This window comes from Rhizobium sp. SVR5-9E (assembly GCF_056755095.1).
Window position 1 is genome coordinate 1 of the sequence record NZ_JBNDHS010000076.1, and the last position, 17,768, is coordinate 17,768.

The 17,768-nt window shown below is 55.8% G+C and carries 16 protein-coding genes; 13 read left to right on the forward strand and 3 right to left on the reverse strand.

Translation table 11 applies throughout. The features are described from left to right. The first annotated feature begins 1,270 nt into the window (after window positions 1-1,270). A complete protein-coding gene (locus ACPYOJ_RS25885) occupies window positions 1,271-2,485 on the forward strand; it encodes a T6SS phospholipase effector Tle1-like catalytic domain-containing protein (protein WP_481418805.1) in 1,215 nt (404 codons plus the stop codon). Between the two features lie 22 nt (window positions 2,486-2,507). Here the strand turns inward: ACPYOJ_RS25885 and ACPYOJ_RS25890 are convergent, their stop codons facing one another. Both ACPYOJ_RS25890 and ACPYOJ_RS25895 read right to left on the reverse strand, forming a co-directional pair. Next, window positions 2,508-3,959 carry a UdgX family uracil-DNA binding protein gene (locus ACPYOJ_RS25890; RefSeq protein ID WP_481418806.1) on the reverse strand — a complete coding sequence of 484 codons (1,452 nt, stop codon included), beginning with the start codon at window positions 3,957-3,959 and terminating at the stop codon, window positions 2,508-2,510. Then, window positions 3,959-5,191 (reverse strand): putative DNA modification/repair radical SAM protein, encoded by a 1,233-nt coding sequence (locus ACPYOJ_RS25895; protein WP_481418828.1) that lies wholly within the window; start codon window positions 5,189-5,191, stop codon window positions 3,959-3,961. The genes ACPYOJ_RS25890 and ACPYOJ_RS25895 overlap by 1 nt, the downstream gene beginning before the upstream one ends. A gap of 235 nt (window positions 5,192-5,426) precedes the next feature. Between ACPYOJ_RS25895 and greA the strand changes: the two genes are divergently transcribed. The 12 genes from greA (at window position 5,427) to pseI (ending at window position 16,335) form a co-directional block, all read left to right on the forward strand. After that, window positions 5,427-5,903, forward strand: coding sequence for a transcription elongation factor GreA (gene greA, locus ACPYOJ_RS25900; protein ID WP_481418807.1), 477 nt, complete (start codon window positions 5,427-5,429; stop codon window positions 5,901-5,903). Window positions 5,904-5,913: 10 nt separating this feature from the next. Beyond that, entirely contained in the window at window positions 5,914-6,963 is a 1,050-nt protein-coding gene (locus ACPYOJ_RS25905) for a glycosyltransferase family 4 protein (RefSeq protein WP_481418808.1), read from the forward strand. Window positions 6,964-7,154: 191 nt separating this feature from the next. Next, the gene (locus tag ACPYOJ_RS25910) at window positions 7,155-8,102 is read left to right on the forward strand and encodes a glycosyltransferase (RefSeq protein WP_481418809.1); all 948 of its coding nucleotides are present in this window, start codon (window positions 7,155-7,157) and stop codon (window positions 8,100-8,102) included. Window positions 8,103-8,198: 96 nt separating this feature from the next. After that, entirely contained in the window at window positions 8,199-9,197 is a 999-nt protein-coding gene (gene pseB / locus ACPYOJ_RS25915) for a UDP-N-acetylglucosamine 4,6-dehydratase (inverting) (RefSeq protein ID WP_481418829.1), read from the forward strand. Window positions 9,198-9,199: 2 nt separating this feature from the next. Continuing rightward, complete coding sequence (gene pseC / locus ACPYOJ_RS25920; protein WP_481418810.1) at window positions 9,200-10,345, forward strand: UDP-4-amino-4,6-dideoxy-N-acetyl-beta-L-altrosamine transaminase; 1,146 nt, start codon at window positions 9,200-9,202, stop codon at window positions 10,343-10,345. After that, window positions 10,342-11,043 (forward strand): pseudaminic acid cytidylyltransferase, encoded by a 702-nt coding sequence (gene pseF / locus ACPYOJ_RS25925; protein WP_481418811.1) that lies wholly within the window; start codon window positions 10,342-10,344, stop codon window positions 11,041-11,043. The genes pseC and pseF overlap by 4 nt, the downstream gene beginning before the upstream one ends. Before the next feature lie 19 nt (window positions 11,044-11,062). Next, complete coding sequence (locus tag ACPYOJ_RS25930; protein WP_481418812.1) at window positions 11,063-12,214, forward strand: N-acetyl sugar amidotransferase; 1,152 nt, start codon at window positions 11,063-11,065, stop codon at window positions 12,212-12,214. After that, window positions 12,211-12,852, forward strand: a complete 642-nt coding sequence (gene hisH / locus ACPYOJ_RS25935) for an imidazole glycerol phosphate synthase subunit HisH (protein WP_481418813.1) — start codon at window positions 12,211-12,213, stop codon at window positions 12,850-12,852. Before ACPYOJ_RS25930 ends, hisH begins: the two co-directional genes overlap by 4 nt. Further along, window positions 12,846-13,622 carry an imidazole glycerol phosphate synthase subunit HisF gene (gene hisF / locus ACPYOJ_RS25940; protein WP_481418814.1) on the forward strand — a complete coding sequence of 259 codons (777 nt, stop codon included), beginning with the start codon at window positions 12,846-12,848 and terminating at the stop codon, window positions 13,620-13,622. Before hisH ends, hisF begins: the two co-directional genes overlap by 7 nt. 8 nt (window positions 13,623-13,630) lie before the next feature. Further along, window positions 13,631-14,740 (forward strand): UDP-2,4-diacetamido-2,4,6-trideoxy-beta-L-altropyranose hydrolase, encoded by a 1,110-nt coding sequence (gene pseG / locus ACPYOJ_RS25945; RefSeq protein ID WP_481418815.1) that lies wholly within the window; start codon window positions 13,631-13,633, stop codon window positions 14,738-14,740. Between the two features lies 1 nt (window position 14,741). After that, a complete protein-coding gene (pseH, locus tag ACPYOJ_RS25950; protein WP_481418816.1) occupies window positions 14,742-15,263 on the forward strand; it encodes a UDP-4-amino-4,6-dideoxy-N-acetyl-beta-L-altrosamine N-acetyltransferase in 522 nt (173 codons plus the stop codon). 1 nt (window position 15,264) lies between these two features. Continuing rightward, window positions 15,265-16,335: a pseudaminic acid synthase gene (pseI, locus tag ACPYOJ_RS25955; RefSeq protein WP_481418817.1), complete on the forward strand. Its 1,071-nt coding sequence runs from the start codon at window positions 15,265-15,267 to the stop codon at window positions 16,333-16,335. Window positions 16,336-16,365: 30 nt separating this feature from the next. On the opposite strand, the gene ACPYOJ_RS25960 is transcribed toward pseI, so the two are convergent. Next, window positions 16,366-17,760, reverse strand: a complete 1,395-nt coding sequence (locus ACPYOJ_RS25960; protein WP_481418818.1) for a hypothetical protein — start codon at window positions 17,758-17,760, stop codon at window positions 16,366-16,368. Window positions 17,761-17,768: the final 8 nt, after the last annotated feature.

Consider the following 17,768-nt stretch of genomic DNA (forward strand, 5'->3'; position numbering starts at 1 on the left):
GGTTGATGAAGGCGGCAGGTGCGGAGTTTGTTGGGGGTGCGTATGTTGTTTGACGGAGTTGTCAGGCTGCTGACATTAGCTGCAATGGCGTCTCTATTCGCATCACCAATTTTTTCCGACGACTTGTTCCCGCAACGAAATGATATCCTCCCCTACTTCCTGAATTTGAATCCGGTTTCCCGCCACCAACAGTTCCGAGGAGTGAGGATTAACATCCTCTATTCCTGCATTGAAGCTAGGGAGGTTCAATCGAAGAATGTGTGCGGCCACGCTAGCGACTTTGTCTCATCTCAGGACGAAGTTGGCTATCTTCGTATGATGTACGAAGACAGAGATGCTTTGAACATCTTGGTGTCAGCCAAAGCATACCCCGAAGAGCTGCTTATGAAGCATTTTCCAAATTGCTCATTCAGAGGGAAAACTAGATCTCTTGTTATTCTTGGAGAGCAGGCACCAGATCAGGTGGTAGAAAAATGTATACTGTCGTCAACTCTAATTCATCTTGGTTTTTTGGTTAACGACCGGATCTACCAGGGATTAGACTTGAATTCTTTTATACGCATCGTTTCTTCATACACCTCTAGATGAAGGAGTGAATGTCAATGGCAGACAATAGAAACGTCGTTTTTGATGCTAGCGGTAAGCCCATTGGTTTTTCATTCGGGGCAATTTTACGTCCGGAACCAAGCATTGGCTCGCAGCGGAGGTGATATCTATCTCCGAGACCCCGCAGTCGAAATTCGAAGCCGGACGATCGTCGCTACGGAGAATGCTCGGCGGCAAGCCCTTACTTCCAAATACATGGTGGATCATAACTCGAAGCTAGAAGCTACGGCGTGGGCTACCGCCGATTCCTACATGCTTTCCAATGGTCCGCTGTTTGTCGCCGTACACGTCATCGCCGTCGACCTTACCTTGGGGTCCGGTGCGGCGCGCGAAGAAAGAGTTCGCGGTAAACAACGCTACCGGGGTTTAGAGCCAACGCAACGATGGTGGCAGTCTACGCCTTAGACCATTGCAAAGAGTTTTCCCCAGAAACGAAATTTGAGACTTGCATACAGGAGGTAATTGGCGATGGGAGATGAAAAACAACTAGTTAGTATCCCTCGTGAGAGGCTCGTTGGCCCAAAGCCCTTCAATAAGTGGGTGGGGTGAAGTCTCACGGGGTCGATTCCCGGATATGGATACTCGCTCGGATCAGGGGCAGACGGTCTGTTGTTGTCGATCTTTCCGGATGCTAGCCTTCATGCGGGAGCATCCGGAGCGATCGATGGCAAAGAACATTGTCATTCTGTTCGATGGCACGTCGAACGAGATATCGGCCGACAGGACCAATGTTCTCAGGCTGTTTGGTACCCTCAAGCGCTCGGATGAGCAGATTGTCTACTACGATCCGGGCGTCGGCACTTTCGGCGCGGCGAACGCCTGGTCAAAGCTCTACCGCAACACCTATGAGGTTCTCGGGTTAGCGACCGGCTGGGGCCTCGACCAGAACGTCAAGGAAGCCTACCGCTTTCTGGTGGAGAACTACGATCGCGGCCCGACCGCCGCCGACCGGCGGCATCCGGATCGCGACCGCATCTATATCTTCGGCTTCAGCCGCGGCGCCTATTCGGCGCGAGTCCTGGCAGGCTTCATCCATGCCTTCGGCCTGACGAGCCGATATCACCTCAATCTGCTCGACTATGCCTACAGGACCTACAAGGGAATTCCGCAGCAAGAAGAGCGGCTTGGCGGCGGCGAAGATGGTGGAGAGGAGGCGCCTTCGGCCTTCGCCGCCATGCAGCTCTACGAGCGCACGCTGCGGAACGACCGTCCGCCGATCAAGCTCCTCGGTCTTTTCGATACCGTGGCCTCGGTGATCGAGCCGGGCAAATGGTTTCCACAATTCAAGACACATCCGTTCACCCGCAAGAACCCCAGCGTCGAATGGGTACGCCACGCGGTCGCCATTGACGAGCAGCGGACGCTGTTCCAGCCAGAGCTTTGGGAGCTGGACCAGGAATATTGGGGCCGCCCGTTCCGGCCGAAAACACCGCCTGTGAAGCAGAATTTCCGCGAGGTGTGGTTTGCCGGGGTCCACGGTGATATCGGCGGCGGCTATCCGGAGGCGCAGAGCGCAGCGGTCAAGATCCCGCTCGCCTGGATGATCGAGGAAACGCGGGCGGCCGGCCTCATCTATGTCACGCGCACGGTCAACGACATCGTGCTCGGCAAGGGTAACAAGAAATATGTACCGCTGGAGCCCACGGCACCTCTCCACGACTCCATGACCGCCGCATGGAAAATCCTTGAATACGTCCCGCGGCGCGTGCCGGAACATTCCTGGCGTGAGCACGGGAACCGGAGCGCGCTTTATCTGCCCAAAAGCGACCGCCGCTTCATTCCCGACGATGCGCTGATCCATGTCTCGGTCAAGGAGCGAATGGACGCCGGCTCCTACGATCCGCCGAACCTGCCTTCCAACCCTAACTTCGTTTCTTAACGGCTTGAATCATTCTCTGCGGCTACGCCGCCAAGTGCTTGATGTGCCGCATATCCGCCGTGAACCGTGCGAGTTCCTCTTCCTTGCGCACTTCGTCGGGAATGCGAAGAAGGTAACTTGGATGCACCGTCACAAACAACAGCCGCCCATCGGCCATCGGAATTGCCTGCCCGCGAATGTCCGAAAGCCGATGCTTGGTGTCGGTGAGAGAAGCGAGCGCCGTTGCGCCCATCGCGACGATCAACTTCGGCTTCACCAGTTCGATTTCAAGCTCGAGCCACCAGCGGCAATGCTTCACCTCGCCCATATTGGGCTTTTGGTGGATGCGGCGCTTGCCGCGCGGCTCGTATTTGAAATGCTTGACGGCGTTCGTGACGTAAAGCGTCGCGCGGTCGATGTCGGCTTCCGCAATCGCCTGATCGAAGACCTTCCCTGCAGGACCAACGAAGGGGCGGCCGGCGAGATCTTCCTGATCGCCGGGCTGCTCGCCGACGAACATCACTGCGGCATTACTTGGCCCCTCCCCGAATACCGTCTGGGTCGCCCTTGCATGCAACGGGCAGCGCGCGCAAGTGGCCGCCTCCTCACGAAGCGCCTCAAGCGTTCCGCCCGGTGCCTTTGGTTGCGCAGGAGCGTTGCCCGCAGCCTCTTGCAGCCGGTCATGGAACGGCAGCGGCTGCGTCGCCTGCCGCTCCGCCATGGCGAGAACCTCGCTTTCGGCATTGGCGATGAGCCTGGGGATAAGATCGGCTTCCGGCAGATTCTTCCAATATTTCTTCGGCATCTCCGCCTGCATCGCCTTCACCTTGAGGCGGGCCGGATTGAAGATGCTGGCGTAATAGGTGCGCCAGAGTTCGTCGGCGGCGTCCGTCAAATTGGGCTTTTCACAAGGTTCGTTGCTGATCGTCAGCTTCCGGCCGTCCCATCCCGCCGAGCCCTTCGGCGTCAGGATGATCCAGTCCATGTCGTTGAAGCGCTTCTGAAAGAACGGCGCCGTTTTCGCGACGATATGATGGTCTGGTTCGAACCAGGCGAGGAACTTGCGCCGGCCATTCATCGAAATGCCGGAACCGACTTCCTTGAAGCGCACGAAAGCGGTCATCTTGTGCGCGTCGCGACGTACGCTCTTTTCCATCAGGCGCACGCGCGAGACATCCTCGTCCGAAATGACGTCGAGCAGCTTCTTGTCTGATTGCAGCCGCCAGAGCAGCCGGTAGAGCAGCGAAAAGCGGATAGGATCGGAATGACAGATCACCGCGCTCGCCACCTCGATGAAGGCAGCGGGCACTGTCATCTGCTTCTGCCCGCCGGCGGGCTGGGGCGGCAGGGCGTCGTGTTTCCAGAAAAGCTGCTTGTCGCCGCCCTTTTCCAGCCATTCGACCTCCTCGGGCGGCACGCCGGCTGCCGCAAGGGCCCGAGCGGCATCACGCCATTCGCCGAAATCTCCCCGCCCCTCCAGTACGATCCGGCGCATCAGAGCAACCTAAGCTGTTCAGGCTTCGGCTCGAACATGGCGCGCAGGTCCGGACGGTCGATCAGGCGGCGGGGCGTCCAGCCCTCGGCAGTGACGAAGGCCTGCACCTTCCGGATCGAGACGCCGAGCCGCGACAGGTCCTCAAGACGAAGCGTGCGGAAGCGGCGGGCGGACAGGATGGCCTTCACCGTCTTTGTGCCAAGGCCTGGCACCCGCAACAGCTTTTCACGATCGGCCTTGTTGACGTCGATCGGAAAGTCGGCGCGATGACCGAGCGCCCAGGCAAGCTTGGGATCGAGGTCGAGATCCAGCATTCCGCCGGCTTGCGGAGAAATGATTTCGTCTATGCCGAAGCCGTAGAACCGGTAGAGCCAATCCGCCTGATAGAGCCTGTGCTCACGCATCAGCGGCGGCTTGATGAGCGGCAGGTTCCTTGACGCGTCAGGAATGGGGCTGAACGCCGAATAGTAAACGCGTCGAAGCCCGTAGCTGCCGTAGAGCTGCGCGCTGGCGCCCAGGATGGTCGCATCGTTCGCCCCATCGGCTCCAACGATCATCTGCGTGCTTTGCCCTGCCGGAACGAACCGCTTGCGCTGCTTCGTTTGAAGCGTCGGCTCCTCGGCCGCCTCGATCTTCAGCCGAAGATCGCCCATCGAGCGGCGAATGCTGGACGGCTTCTTTTCAGGCGCCAACCGGGCAATGCCGCTATCGGTCGGCAACTCGATATTGAGCGATAGCCGATCAGCATAAAGCCCCGCCTCATCGATCAGCTCGGGCGAAGCCTCCGGGATCGATTTCAGATGGATGTAACCGCGAAAATTATGCGTCGTGCGCAACTCCCGCACGATGCGGACCATCTCCCCCATCGTGTGGTCCGAAGAGCGAATGATGCCCGAGGAGAGAAACAGTCCCTCGATATAGTTACGCCGGTAGAATTCCAGCGTCAGCCAGACCACCTCGTCCGGCGTGAAGCGAGCCCGTTCGACATTGCTGGAGGAGCGGTTCACGCAATAGGCGCAATCATAGATGCAGAAATTGGTGAGCAGGATCTTGAGCAGCGATATGCATCTGCCGTCCGGCGCATAGGCATGGCAGATGCCGGAACCTTCCGTCGAACCGAGCCCGCCACTTGCCGCTGAATGACGTGTCGTTGTGCCGCTGGAAGCACAGGAAGCATCGTATTTCGCAGCGTCCGAAAGGATGGCCAATCGTTCTTTGAGCGACTTCTTCATCGTTATGTTCACTATATGTTCCGCCTTTAAAAGTCAATGCGGAGCGGCTGGTTTTGACCGTACGCCAGCGAACCGTGAGCCGGGCATCGATCATCAATACGAATTTTATGGAAATCCGCGGCGGCGATCTGTTATAAGCAGGCAGCTATGATTATTGCACGGTTCCGAAGTTCCCCTTCGGGACCTGTTTTCTTTTGTGTCTCTGCCTGGGACGCGAAGTGCGAAGGACAGGAAAATGGTAGATAAGGTTCCGATGACACAGGGTGGTTTCGTCAAGCTGCAGGAAGAACTGCGCTGGCGTCAGCAGGAGGAGCGCCCTCGCATCATCGAAGCAATCGCCGAAGCCCGCGCCCATGGCGACCTTTCGGAAAATGCCGAATATCATGCAGCCAAGGAGGCCCAGAGCCACAACGAGGGCCGCATTGCTGAGCTGGAAGATCTGACGGCCCGCGCCGAGGTGATCGACCTTGCGAAGATGTCGGGCGACAAGATCAAGTTCGGCGCCAAGGTCAAGCTTGTCGACGAAGACACCGAGGAAGAAAAAACCTACCAGATCGTCGGCGACCAGGAAGCCGACGTAAAGGCCGGCCGCATTTCCATCTCCTCCCCGATCGCCCGTGCGCTCATCGGCAAGGAAGTCGGCGATTCCATTGAGGTTAACGCGCCAGGCGGCTCGAAGGCCTACGAAGTTCTGTCGATCTCCTGGGGCTGATCGTCAGATCGTGCTTGATATCCGCGACGTCGAGATCATTGCGCCGAACTTCAAGCGCCGGCTTTCCGGCGTCACGTCCACGATCGTTCAGCTCATCCCCTGCCAGATCAAGCTCGGCGTGAAGATCGCGACGCTGGGTCCCGGCTTGCCGGATCACCTGCCCAAGCTCCGGTGGACGCAACTCGCCGGGCTCTGGCGCCGGCCACGCAACGGCCGCCATCGCATCTGGCATGCGCGGCGAAACAACGAGATGGCGGCAGGGATAATACTCAAGCATGTCTTTCGCATGCCGCTGAAACTGCTGTTCACCTCGGCGGCGCAGCGGCGACACACGAGCTACACACGCTTCCTGATCCGCCAGATGGACGCCGTGATCGCCACCAGCGCCCGCTCCGGCTCCTTCCTCGAAGTCCCGCATACGGTGATCCGCCACGGCGTGGATCTCGACCTCTTCCACCCGCCGCAGACCGCCGAAGACGCGATCGAAGCGACCGGCCTGCCCGGCAAATACCTCGTCGGCTGCTTCGGCCGCATCCGCCATCAGAAGGGCACGGATCTCTTCGTCAAGGCGATGATCGAGCTATTGCCGAAATTTCCCGAGTGGACGGCGGTGATCTCCGGCAGGGTTACGCCAGAACACACCGCCTTTGCAAACCAGCTCAGATCCGAAATCGCCGCGGCCGGACTGACCGACCGGATCGTGTTTCTCGGCGAGGTGCCGGATATCAAGGTGTGGTACCGGCGCCTGACGCTCTATGTCGCCCCCTCGCGCAACGAAGGATTCGGGCTGACGCCTTTGGAGGCGATGGCATCGCAGACCGCCGTGGTGGCCTCGGACGCAGGGGCCTATGCGGAGATGATCGAGAACGGGGTAAACGGTACCGTTGTTGCTGCCGGCGATGGTAAAGCGCTGACGGCAGCGATCGCACCGTATCTTGCTGACCCGGCAGCCGCCGAAACCCTTGGCAAACAAGCTCTGGAGAAGACCAGATCGGATTTCGACTTGATGCGCGAAGCGCTTGCCATCGGCGCCATTTACGAAGAAATGCTTGCCCATTAGCGGTGAGCATTTTCCGCAACGAGCGGCGAACCAACAACCAAGGACATCAACCCACGACGAACGGTGTATGGTTGCGCAAGCAATGTTTACGCCTATGACAAAATCGCCTAGAAGAAGCCGACCTTGGTAGTAAGCAATTGATTGGACCGCGACAGACGATGTCGAGAGCTGAGCAGAATTTGAATATATATGTGTCGGCACTGACCCGTCGTCGGCCGGAGATGGTCAATGCCCTGCTTCGCTCATGGGCTGCCATGCAATTGCCCGACCGCTGCACGGTGACGTTCCTGATTGTTGAAAATGACAGCCAGCAGGCCACACTGCCGATTGTGGAAGCCAACCGTCCGAAGTTTACGCAGGCACCGCTTCTCTACGTCCTGGAAACGGAGCTAGGCATACCGTTCGGCAGAAACCGCGCGGCAAAGGAAGCGATCAAAGCCGACGCCGATCTGCTGCTGTTCGTCGACGATGACGAGGAGGCGGCGGAAGACTGGCTTTTCAGAATGATCGACGGTTATCGAAAGAGCCGTGCCGTGCTACTCGGCGCCCCTTTGCGTGCCCGTCCGCCTGCCGGAGATCTGACAACTCTCCAGAAGACGATGTACAAGAACGTCGAGGCGCGTTACGCCAAGAAGGAAACGCGCGCCGGCAAGCTAGCGACATTAAATTCGACCGAACGCGTGACGATCGTCACCAATAACTGGCTGGCGGAACTCGCTATTTTCAAGACGCATGGTATCTGGTTCGACGAAACGATGCGCTTCACTGGCGGTACCGACTCCAAACTTTATGCGGACGTGCGCAAGGCCGGCCTGACGACCGGATGGGTTGCCGATGCCTTTGTCTACGAGACGATCCCGCCAGACAGGCTGAGTTTTTGGTACCAGTACAGAAGAGCACGCGACCAGTCGAACACGCACATCCGGCGCAAGAGCCAGGCTCTCTCACGCCGTTCGATGCTCGCACTTCTTCCTGTCCCAATGAAGTCGCTGTTTTTAGCCGGACAAATTCTGGCCATTCCGTTTACCGCCGGCCGGAGTCTTCTGGACGCCGCGAGGACAATGGGCTGGATATCGGGCCGCATTGGCTTTGTTGTAGGCAAGCGCTCGGCTCTTTACACCGAGGTCACGGGCAATTAGTCGAAACTGTTGCTCGTTTTTCCCGAACGCGCATCGGCATGGAATTACGGCCTCGAAGCGGCGAGGCCCTCACGACGTCATACTGGTTTAGAGGCAATGCTACAGGATTCAACCATTCTCATCACAGGCGGAACTGGCTCATTCGGCAACAGCTTTGTGCCGATGACCTTGGCGCGCTTCAACCCCAAGAAGCTGATCATCTTCTCTCGCGACGAGATGAAGCAATGGGAGATGGCGAAGAAATTCAGTGGAGACGATCGGATTCGTTTCTTTATCGGCGATGTCCGGGATAAGGACAGACTGTACCGCGCGTTGGATGGTGTGGATTATGTTGTGCATGCTGCCGCGACAAAAATCGTCCCAACAGCCGAATACAACCCGTTCGAGTGCGTGAAGACGAACATCAACGGCGCAATGAACCTGATTGATGCTTGCATCGACAAGGGTGTAAAGCGTGTCGTTGCGCTGTCGACCGATAAAGCAAGCAGCCCGATTAATCTTTACGGAGCGACAAAACTCGCCTCGGATAAGCTTTTTGTTGCCGCAAATTCTTACAGCGGTAGCCACGACACGCGCTTTTCAGTCGTTCGGTACGGCAACGTGATGGGTTCACGTGGTTCTGTCATTCCTTTCTTCATGTCCATTCGTGACAAGGGCGTCCTGCCGATCACCGACTCAAGGATGACCCGTTTCATGATTTCCTTGGAAGAAGGCGTCGGACTTGTTTGGCACGCTTTTGACGACATGATCGGCGGCGAAATTTATATTAAAAAAATCCCGTCCATGAAGGTTACTGACCTTGCGCGCGTTCTGGCGCCGGAAGCCAAGCAGGAAATAATCGGCATTCGACCCGGAGAAAAGCTCCACGAGCAGATGATCAGTGCCGAAGACTCCCATTATACCTATGAATATAAAGACTATTTCAAGATACTTCCTGCGATCTACGACTGGGCTGAATCTCAGGAGAGAATAAAAGACGGCAAGAAGGTTGAACAAGGCTTCGTCTATTCCAGCGACAATAACAGCGAATGGATGAGCGATTCAGAAATGTTGAACTGGCTTGATGCAAACAAAGAGAAAATCGGGAGCTTCTGACCGTGATCCCCTACGGGCGCCAGGATATAACGCAGGCTGATATTGATGCCGTTGTCGATGTGCTGCGATCGGACTTCCTGACACAAGGCCCGGCAGTTCCACAGTTTGAAGCAATGGTTTCTCGATATACTGGGGCCGATTATGCGGTCGCGGTCAATAGCGCCACTTCAGCATTGCACATCGCCTGCCTGGCGCTTGACCTCGGGCCTGGAGATTGGCTCTGGACTTCGCCGATAACGTTCGTCGCATCTGCCAACTGCGCCCTGTATTGTGGCGCGCAGATAGATTTCGTTGACATCGACCCGACGACTTACAATCTCTCAATCGACGCCCTCGAAGCAAAGCTGCGGAGCGCCGAGGTGCGAGGGTGCCTTCCCAAAATCGTCATCCCGGTCCATCTCTGCGGGCAATCATGTGACATGAAGGCGATCCACGCATTGTCACAGAAATATGGATTTCGGATCGTCGAGGACGCGTCTCATGCAATAGGCGCAAAATACGATGATGCGCCCGTTGGTAACAATCGCTACAGCGACATAACAGTCCTCAGCTTTCATCCGGTGAAGATCATCACGACGGCCGAAGGTGGCATGGCTTTGACCAACGACTCCCACCTGGCCGAACGTCTTCGACTGCTTCGCAGTCACGGTATCACGCGTGACCCCGCATTGATGACGCATCCATCCGATGGTGATTGGTACTATCAGCAAATCGAGCTTGGCTACAATTACCGAATGACGGATGTACAGGCCGCCTTGGGCATCAGCCAAATCGAGCGATTGGACAAGTATGTGGATGCTCGGCAGACGCTCGCAAGACGGTATGACGATCTACTGGCAGAGCTGCCACTGCAGCTCCCATGGCAGCATCCTGATACGTATTCATCGTATCACCTTTATCCTGTGCGCGTGCGTTCTGCGCGGCAGGACGTATTTGGCCGCCTGCGGAAAGCGGGTATCGGGGTCAATGTCCACTATATTCCCGTGCATCTACAGCCCTACTACAAGCGGATGGGCTTTAAAGCAGGCGACTTCCCCGAAGCCGAGAAATATTATGCAGAGGCTATCACGTTGCCGCTTTATCCCGGCCTTGGAGTCGATGGGCAAGACATAGTGTTAGACAGCTTAAGAAAAGCGATCTTCGAATGAGACTCGCCATTATTCCGGCTCGAGGCGGAAGCAAGCGGATTCCCCGGAAAAATATCCGAACCTTCGCAGGAAAGCCGATCATTGCGTGGTCGATTGAAGCTGCGCAAAATAGCGGCTGTTTTGACAAGATCTTGGTGTCAACGGACGATCAGGAGATTGCAGATGTCGCGCGTGCTCACAATTGTGATGTTCCGTTCACTCGGCCTGCAGAACTCTCCGATGACCAAACAGGCACCACTCCGGTCGTAGCTCACGGGGTCGAATGGGCGCTCAAGAACAACATGCCTGCGACCGAAATTTGTTGCATCTATGCGACTGCGCCGTTTATCGAAGCCGCAGATCTTCGCCTTTGCCTAGACAGGCTGATTGAAGAAGGTTGCGATTACGTGTTTCCGGTGGCGCAATACGCGTTCCCCATACAACGTGCAGTCAAGATCACCTCGTCCGGCCGGGCCGCGATGTTTGATCCAACTCAGTTTGCAACCCGTTCCCAGGACCTTGAAGAAGCCTATCACGATGCAGGCCAGTTCTATTGGGGCCGACGCGACGCATGGCTTTCACGCAGGCCTATCTTCTCCGCGGATTCGGTTCCCGCCGTTATCCCCCGCTACCGCGTCCAGGATATTGATACAGAGGAGGATTGGCGATACGCAGAACTCATGTTTGAGGTTCTAGCCCGCCTTGTGGATCGTTCCTGACGGAAAAGTGAGACTTTAGATGCTAACCTACTGCATACGTTGCGTAATGCCTGACACCAAACCTGATCTCCACTTGGATTCGGAAGGCATATGCAATGCCTGCCGAAGCTACGAGCGGCGCAAGGAGGTGGATTGGAATGCGCGCCATCAGGACCTTCTGAAAGTCTTGGAAAAATACCGACGCACAGATGGCAGCAACTGGGATTGCATTGTTCCGGTGAGTGGCGGCAAGGATAGCACCTATCAGGTGATCCGAATCAAACAGCTAGGCCTCAATCCGCTTTGCGTAACATCAAGCACATGCGACCTGAGTGATATCGGGCGGAAGAACATCGAGAACCTCAAGCATCTCGGTGTTGACTGCGTTGAAGTTTCGCCCAACCCACTGGTGCGGGCCAAGCTGAACCGCATCGGGCTAACACAGGTCGGCGACATCGCCTGGCCTGAGCATGTCGGAATTTTCACGATCCCCGTTCGGGCCGCGGTTCAGTTTAACGTTCCGCTGATCATCTGGGGCGAGAATTCCCAGAATGAGTACGGCGGCCCTGCGGCCGATGCGGAGAACAATGTTCTCAATCGCCGGTGGCTTGAGGAGTTTGGCGGTTTGCTGGGCCTGCGTGTTTCGGACCTCGTCGGAATGGAGGGAATCGAAGCAAAGCATCTGATCAATTACACCTATCCCAGCGAAGAACAACTCGCCCGAACCGGCGTTACTGGTCTGTTTCTTGGTTATTACCTGCCGTGGGACGGGCTTTCTAACGCTTTGATCGCGCAGGCAAACGGGTTTACTAGTTACCATAAGACAGTTGAAGGTTCGATGGTTAACTACGAAAATTTGGACAACCATCAGCACGGCATCCACGACTACTTCAAGTTTCTAAAGTTCGGCTTTGGCCGAGCTACCGATCTGGCTTGTCTGCATATTCGCCGCGGTCGGCTTACACGTCAGGACGGCCTTGACGCCGTACGCCGGCTAGATGGACAATTCCCTTGGACGTATCTGGGCAAGTCGCTTGATGAAATTTTGCGACCGCTTGAAATGACGACGGATGAATTCATACGTCTCTGCGACAAGTTCACGAACAAGAAGATCTTCAAGCGCGATGCGAATGGCGCTCTTATCAAGGATCGGGATGGCACGCTGGCCAAACTGAACTACGACAATCCATGAAGGTAGGCGTCATCGACTATGGAGTGGGAAATCTGGGATCGGTGCTGCGATCTCTCGAAGAATTGCGCGCGGTTCCCGCCCTTATTGATTCCCCTGCCCTGATTCACCAAACCGACTGTCTCATCTTGCCTGGTGTTGGCAACTTCACCGAAGGAATGAAGCGGCTGAATGAGAGCCAATGGCCGGAAGCTCTTCATAAAAGCGTCGAGGCGGGTCGGCCTTTGTTCGGAATCTGCTTGGGCATGCAGTTGCTCGCGACCATGGGAACAGAGGGTGCCATCGATACTCCTTCGCAGCCGATGGCTGGGCTGGGCATGATAAAGGGCACCGTCAAGCGCTTGGATAAGCTTGGCTGCACCTTGCGCGTTCCGCACATGGGTTGGAACTCCATTCACATCAAAGACAGATCCTCTCCGTTGCTTGACGGCATTGTCGATGGAACTGATTTTTACTTCGTTCACAGCTATGCTTTCGTACCGGATTCCGATGACGAGCTCCTGGCAACGACCGACTATGGCGTGCCGGTAACTGCCGTTGTTGGCAAAGGTCACGTGTGGGGTGCCCAATTTCATCCTGAGAAGAGCTCGAGTGCGGGTCACAAAGTCCTGAAGAACTTCCTGGAGAGCGTAAAGTGCTGAAGGTCAGGGTCATTCCTACGCTTTTGTGGAAGCATTTTGGCTTGGTAAAAGGAAAAGGATTCGACAGCTGGCGCCGCGTCGGCCCGGTCCTGCCGGCAATCAAAGTTTACAATCAGCGCGAAGTGGATGAATTGATTCTGGTCGATATCGTGGCGCAAGAAACCGGCGATGAACCCGATTTTGAATCGATTAATGATTTCGGACAGGATTGCTTTGTACCGCTTACCGTTGGAGGGGGCATCAGGCAGATCGAATTTGTGCAGCGCCTCTTGCGATCCGGCGCCGACAAAATCAGCGTGAACTCTGCCGCCTACGAGAATCCTCAACTGCTAACGCAGATCGCACGGCGATATGGCGCTCAATGCGCCGTTGCAAGCGTTGACGTTCGAAAGGGTGATGGATCGAGCTGGCGATGCTTCAGCCACGCAGGCACACGAGACACAGGAAGGAACGTCGCAGAATGGGCTCGTGAACTCGAGGACCGTGGTGCGGGCGAATTGCTTATAACGTCGATCGAGAGAGATGGCACGATGACCGGCTATGACCTCGCTTTGATAGAAACTGTCGTCAATACCGTGAGCATTCCGGTTATCGCTTCGGGCGGCGCAGGAAGCTATCAAGATATGATCGACGCCGTAAATAAAGCAGGCGCCTCCGCGGTCGCGGCCGCAAGCATTTTTCATTTTACCGAGCAAACCCCCGCCGGTGCAAAAGCAGCCATGGCTGCGGCGGGCATACCGGTGCGACAATCTCTGGGGCTGGCAAGCTAAGATACACAATGAAGATCGCCATTCGTACCGATGCGTCTCTGGAAATCGGGACCGGTCATGTCATGCGCTGCCTGACATTGGCCGATCGGCTGCGGAAATCCGGGGCGGAGATTCGCTTTATTTGTCGTGAGTTAAGAGGAAACCTGATTGAGCAGATTCAGGCCCGCGGCTGTCGGGTGGACGTTCTATCTGCTGCTCCCGCTGGGGGACAATCCACTAAGCTTGGTGTACCCCATCACCAACCACTTCCAGATCATTTCGACTGGCTGGCAACAAGCCTAGAGGCTGATGCGGAGGAATGCCGCGAGCCAATTGCAGCCTTTCGCCCGAACTGGCTGATCGTGGACCATTACGCAGTCGACAGCCGTTGGGAACTTGCGATGCGGCCGTTTTGCGAACGGATCATGGTGATCGACGACCTGGCCGACCGTCGGCACGATTGCGACTTGCTACTGGATCAAAGCTTGGGCAGGCGTGCTGAAGATTACTTGGATTTGGTGCCAGAGCAATGTGAGCTGTTGTTGGGCCCGCGCTATGCGGTGCTGCGGGAGGAGTTCGCTCAGCTACGGCCATCAACTCTTGAACGGCGACTTGATACCCAGGTACAAAAACTGCTGATCGCGATGGGCGGCATCGACAAGGACAACGCCACTGGCAGAGTAATTTCAGCGCTTGAGACCTGTGCTTTGCCTGATGAGTTGAAGATAACGATTGTCATGGGTAGTCGCGCACCCTGGCTTCCCAGCGTTCGACAGGCTGCATCTCAACTAAAGTGGCAGACCGACATTCTGGTAGACACCGACGAAATGGCTGCGTTGATGAGCGGAAGCGATCTAGCGATCGGGGCAGCGGGAGCAACGTCCTGGGAGCGATGCTGTCTAGGCCTGCCGTCGGTTATTGTCGTGTTGGCCCAAAATCAGGAGTTCATCGCCCGCGGTTTGCAGCAAGCCGGCGCTGCCATAATGATTGATAGCGCAAGCGAGTTGGATGAGCTGCTTGCTCCGGCAATCAATCCTCTGATAGCCGACCCCGCCCGGCGCCTCAAGATGATTGCTGCTTGCACCGAAATCACGGATGGCAACGGCATTTCTACCGTGTTGAATATGCTGAAGCATTGAGATGGTACGTTCCGAACCTCATATGCGTCCAATGACGGAAGAAGACCTCGAAACGGTGCTGCAGTGGCGCAACAGCGCGCAGGTTCGCCAAGTCATGTACACGAGCCACGAGATAAGCCTCGATGAGCATCGGGCATGGTTTGCCCGAAAACAGGCCGATCCAAGTTGGCATTTATTGATTTTCGAGGACCAATCTCAGCCGTCGGGATATGTCAGCCTGTATGAGACAACGCTAGGGAAGGTTGCCGAGTGGGGCTTCTATGTGGCGCCGGGCATGCAAAAGGGAACCGGAACTCGCCTCGGTTTGGCGGCATTGGACTATGCATTTTTTGATCTGAGATTAGAGACTGTCCGGGGAGAAGCGTTGGCTTTTAACGAGGTTTCAATCCGCTTTCACGAAAAGATGGGCTTCCGGCGCGAAGACGAACTAAAGGAACGACAGGTGGACGATCAGGCCCACCGTGAAATCGTATGCTTTAGCATAAGCGCCGCGGAGTGGCGCGACGCAAGGAAAAGGGTGTGAAATGACCAAAGAACCGTCCATAACGATCGCGGGACGTCGCATTGCACGTGATACCGCACCCTATTTGATCGCGGAGTTATCGGCCAATCATAATGGCAAGCTGGAAACCGCGCTCGCCATCGTTGAAGAAGCCAAAAAGGCCGGCGCCGACGCGGTCAAACTCCAGACCTACACGGCAGATACCATTACACTGAAAGCCGATACCGAAGAATTTCAGATTCGTGGCGGCTTATGGGACGGCAAGAGTCTCTATCAGCTCTACGAAGAAGCACATATGCCGTGGGAATGGCACAGACCGCTCTTCGAACGCGCCAGAAATCTCGGCATTACCATCTTCAGCTCCCCTTTTGACAAAACCGCGGTGGATCTCCTCGAAGATCTGAATGCGCCTGCATACAAGATTGCTTCGTTTGAAGCAGTGGATCTCGGTCTTATCAAGTATGTCGCGGGCACCGGAAAGCCGATGATCATTTCCACTGGCATGGCAGACGGTGACGAAATTGCAGAAGCGGTCGCCGCGGCTCACGATGGCGGTTGCCGCGAGGTTGCCATTTTACATTGCGTAAGTGGCTATCCGGCCCCGCCGGAAGACTACAATCTGCTGACAATTCCTGACAAAATGAGGCGCTACGGCCTAGTTACCGGGTTGTCGGACCACACGCTCGACAACACCACAGCCATAGCGAGCATTGCCCTCGGTGCTCGAATAGTCGAAAAACACTTCACGCTCGACCGCAATGGCGGCGGGCCCGACGACAGCTTCTCCCTCGAACCGAAGGAGATGAAGGACCTTGCTGATGGGATCAAGGTGGCCTGGAACGCATTGGGCGGCATCGACTACGGCCGAAAATCCAGCGAGCAGGGCAACGTCAAGTTTCGGCGGTCCTTGTATTTCATCACAGACATGAAGGTCGGCGACATCGTCACTGAAGACAGTATAAGAAGCGTCCGTCCCGGCTTTGGGCTGCCTCCTAAATTCTATGAGCAGATTATAGGCCTGCCGCTCGTCAAGGACGCATCTGCAGCCACCCCTGTGACAGAAGCGCATTTTGCCCATTTAGCGCGAGGGTAGACGGATTATAACCGGCCTGCCGCTACGAAGTCAGAACCTGCCATCACGGAAGTAACGGACCCATGCACTGATGTGGGAAAGGGTATTGGTAAGGAGCTGCGGGCTTTTCCTGCCACCGGACGACGCTTTTGAGTGTTCAGACCCAATCGTTGACGTTATCGCCGAGATCATGCGTCGGTGATCGCGCGTAGATTGCTCGAATACGGAGGGATCAAGCTTTGCAAACGTTCTTAGCCATTCCTCGTCAACTCGGTAGGGCGTCCAGAAGACCTCGGACAATTCATCTACCGATACGGCTTGGGTAAGGCCCGATCGAACATAGCCGTAGTAATCCGCCTGAATTGGATCCATTTCAAAGCATTGATATACGGGAACGCCGCTATGCAATATTTCGGTGACCACAGATGAATTTCCCACAAGCGCAACGTGGGTATCCTCAGGAGCCGCCGCTGTCCGAATGGCTCCATCGAGAGCGGCCATGTCGTCAGCTGACAGCTTTGAGTTCGGGTGTAATTTTAGATAAACTTTTCCGACTGCTGGGTTACCCTTGAGCCGCTTAATAATATCGGCGAGTACAAGCACTTGAGCCAGAGTACTCGGATATATCACGACCCCCACGCCGGCGCCGAACTGCATTTGCAGCCGCTCCCGCGCAAATGGCTGCCGGTAGCGCGATAGGATAAAAACATCACCCGGAACTGGGCCAATTTCTTGATAAATATTGAGAGAAACCTCGTTTCGAAGAAGGCTGTATTCAAAATCCAGATCAGGAAATGCGGTCGTGACCTCCGCGTGCTGAATATACATTCGAGGCACGCCCGCGCCCTTCATCAGCATCGAAATAGCAATCTGCGTCGGATAGTGATCATTGGCGACCACCATTAGCCGGGGCCAGATTGCCCCAGGAGCATTGAAAGCCAGAAGATAACGCAGGAACTCTCTGGTATAGGTGACTTGTTGCTGAACAATAGCTGCAGTTATGCTTGTTCTCTCGTTATAGAATTGCTCCACGTCACGCATGAGAAGAGCCGCAGCAGCGACTCTCGCCTCGTTCCTCGGGCTTACAATAAACTGAGAGTAGTGGAACAAATTTTCTTGGAGTATTTTCAGACCAATGTCGGCACATTGCTGCTCTAAGAAAGCGAATTCGCGCAAATTATTCTTTGTAACGCCATAGCACAGCGCGCCAGAATATCGTGGCTTTATCGTGCGAAGAGAATCAGAAAGAAGCGATCTGCGATTTTCAGCGATAGCGAGAACACGCTTCTCAGCAATATCGAGGGACGTACTGTCGAAGGATCCCGCCCCTTTGATTGCTTTTCCTGCAATTAAATTGTTGGCGTAGTCGGCACTGCCATCAAGAATCTTGGTGAAGCGTGCGAAGCCGTCGCGGTGATAGCGAATTAAGCGGAGCAATTCGGACACTTGTTCCT

What these genes read in the sequence shown, in the direction of transcription:
- ACPYOJ_RS25890 (WP_481418806.1), bottom strand. Translation starts at nt 3,959, where the DNA reads ATGCGCCGGATCGTACTGGAGGGGCGGGGAGATTTCGGCGAATGGCGT.
- pseG (WP_481418815.1), top strand. Translation starts at nt 13,631, where the DNA reads ATGAAGATCGCCATTCGTACCGATGCGTCTCTGGAAATCGGGACCGGT.
- pseB (WP_481418829.1), top strand. Translation starts at nt 8,199, where the DNA reads ATGCTACAGGATTCAACCATTCTCATCACAGGCGGAACTGGCTCATTC.
- pseI (WP_481418817.1), top strand. Translation starts at nt 15,265, where the DNA reads ATGACCAAAGAACCGTCCATAACGATCGCGGGACGTCGCATTGCACGT.
- ACPYOJ_RS25895 (WP_481418828.1), bottom strand. Translation starts at nt 5,191, where the DNA reads ATGAAGAAGTCGCTCAAAGAACGATTGGCCATCCTTTCGGACGCTGCG.
- hisH (WP_481418813.1), top strand. Translation starts at nt 12,211, where the DNA reads ATGAAGGTAGGCGTCATCGACTATGGAGTGGGAAATCTGGGATCGGTG.
- ACPYOJ_RS25885 (WP_481418805.1), top strand. Translation starts at nt 1,271, where the DNA reads ATGGCAAAGAACATTGTCATTCTGTTCGATGGCACGTCGAACGAGATA.
- ACPYOJ_RS25930 (WP_481418812.1), top strand. Translation starts at nt 11,063, where the DNA reads ATGCTAACCTACTGCATACGTTGCGTAATGCCTGACACCAAACCTGAT.
- greA (WP_481418807.1), top strand. Translation starts at nt 5,427, where the DNA reads ATGGTAGATAAGGTTCCGATGACACAGGGTGGTTTCGTCAAGCTGCAG.
- pseH (WP_481418816.1), top strand. Translation starts at nt 14,742, where the DNA reads ATGGTACGTTCCGAACCTCATATGCGTCCAATGACGGAAGAAGACCTC.
- pseF (WP_481418811.1), top strand. Translation starts at nt 10,342, where the DNA reads ATGAGACTCGCCATTATTCCGGCTCGAGGCGGAAGCAAGCGGATTCCC.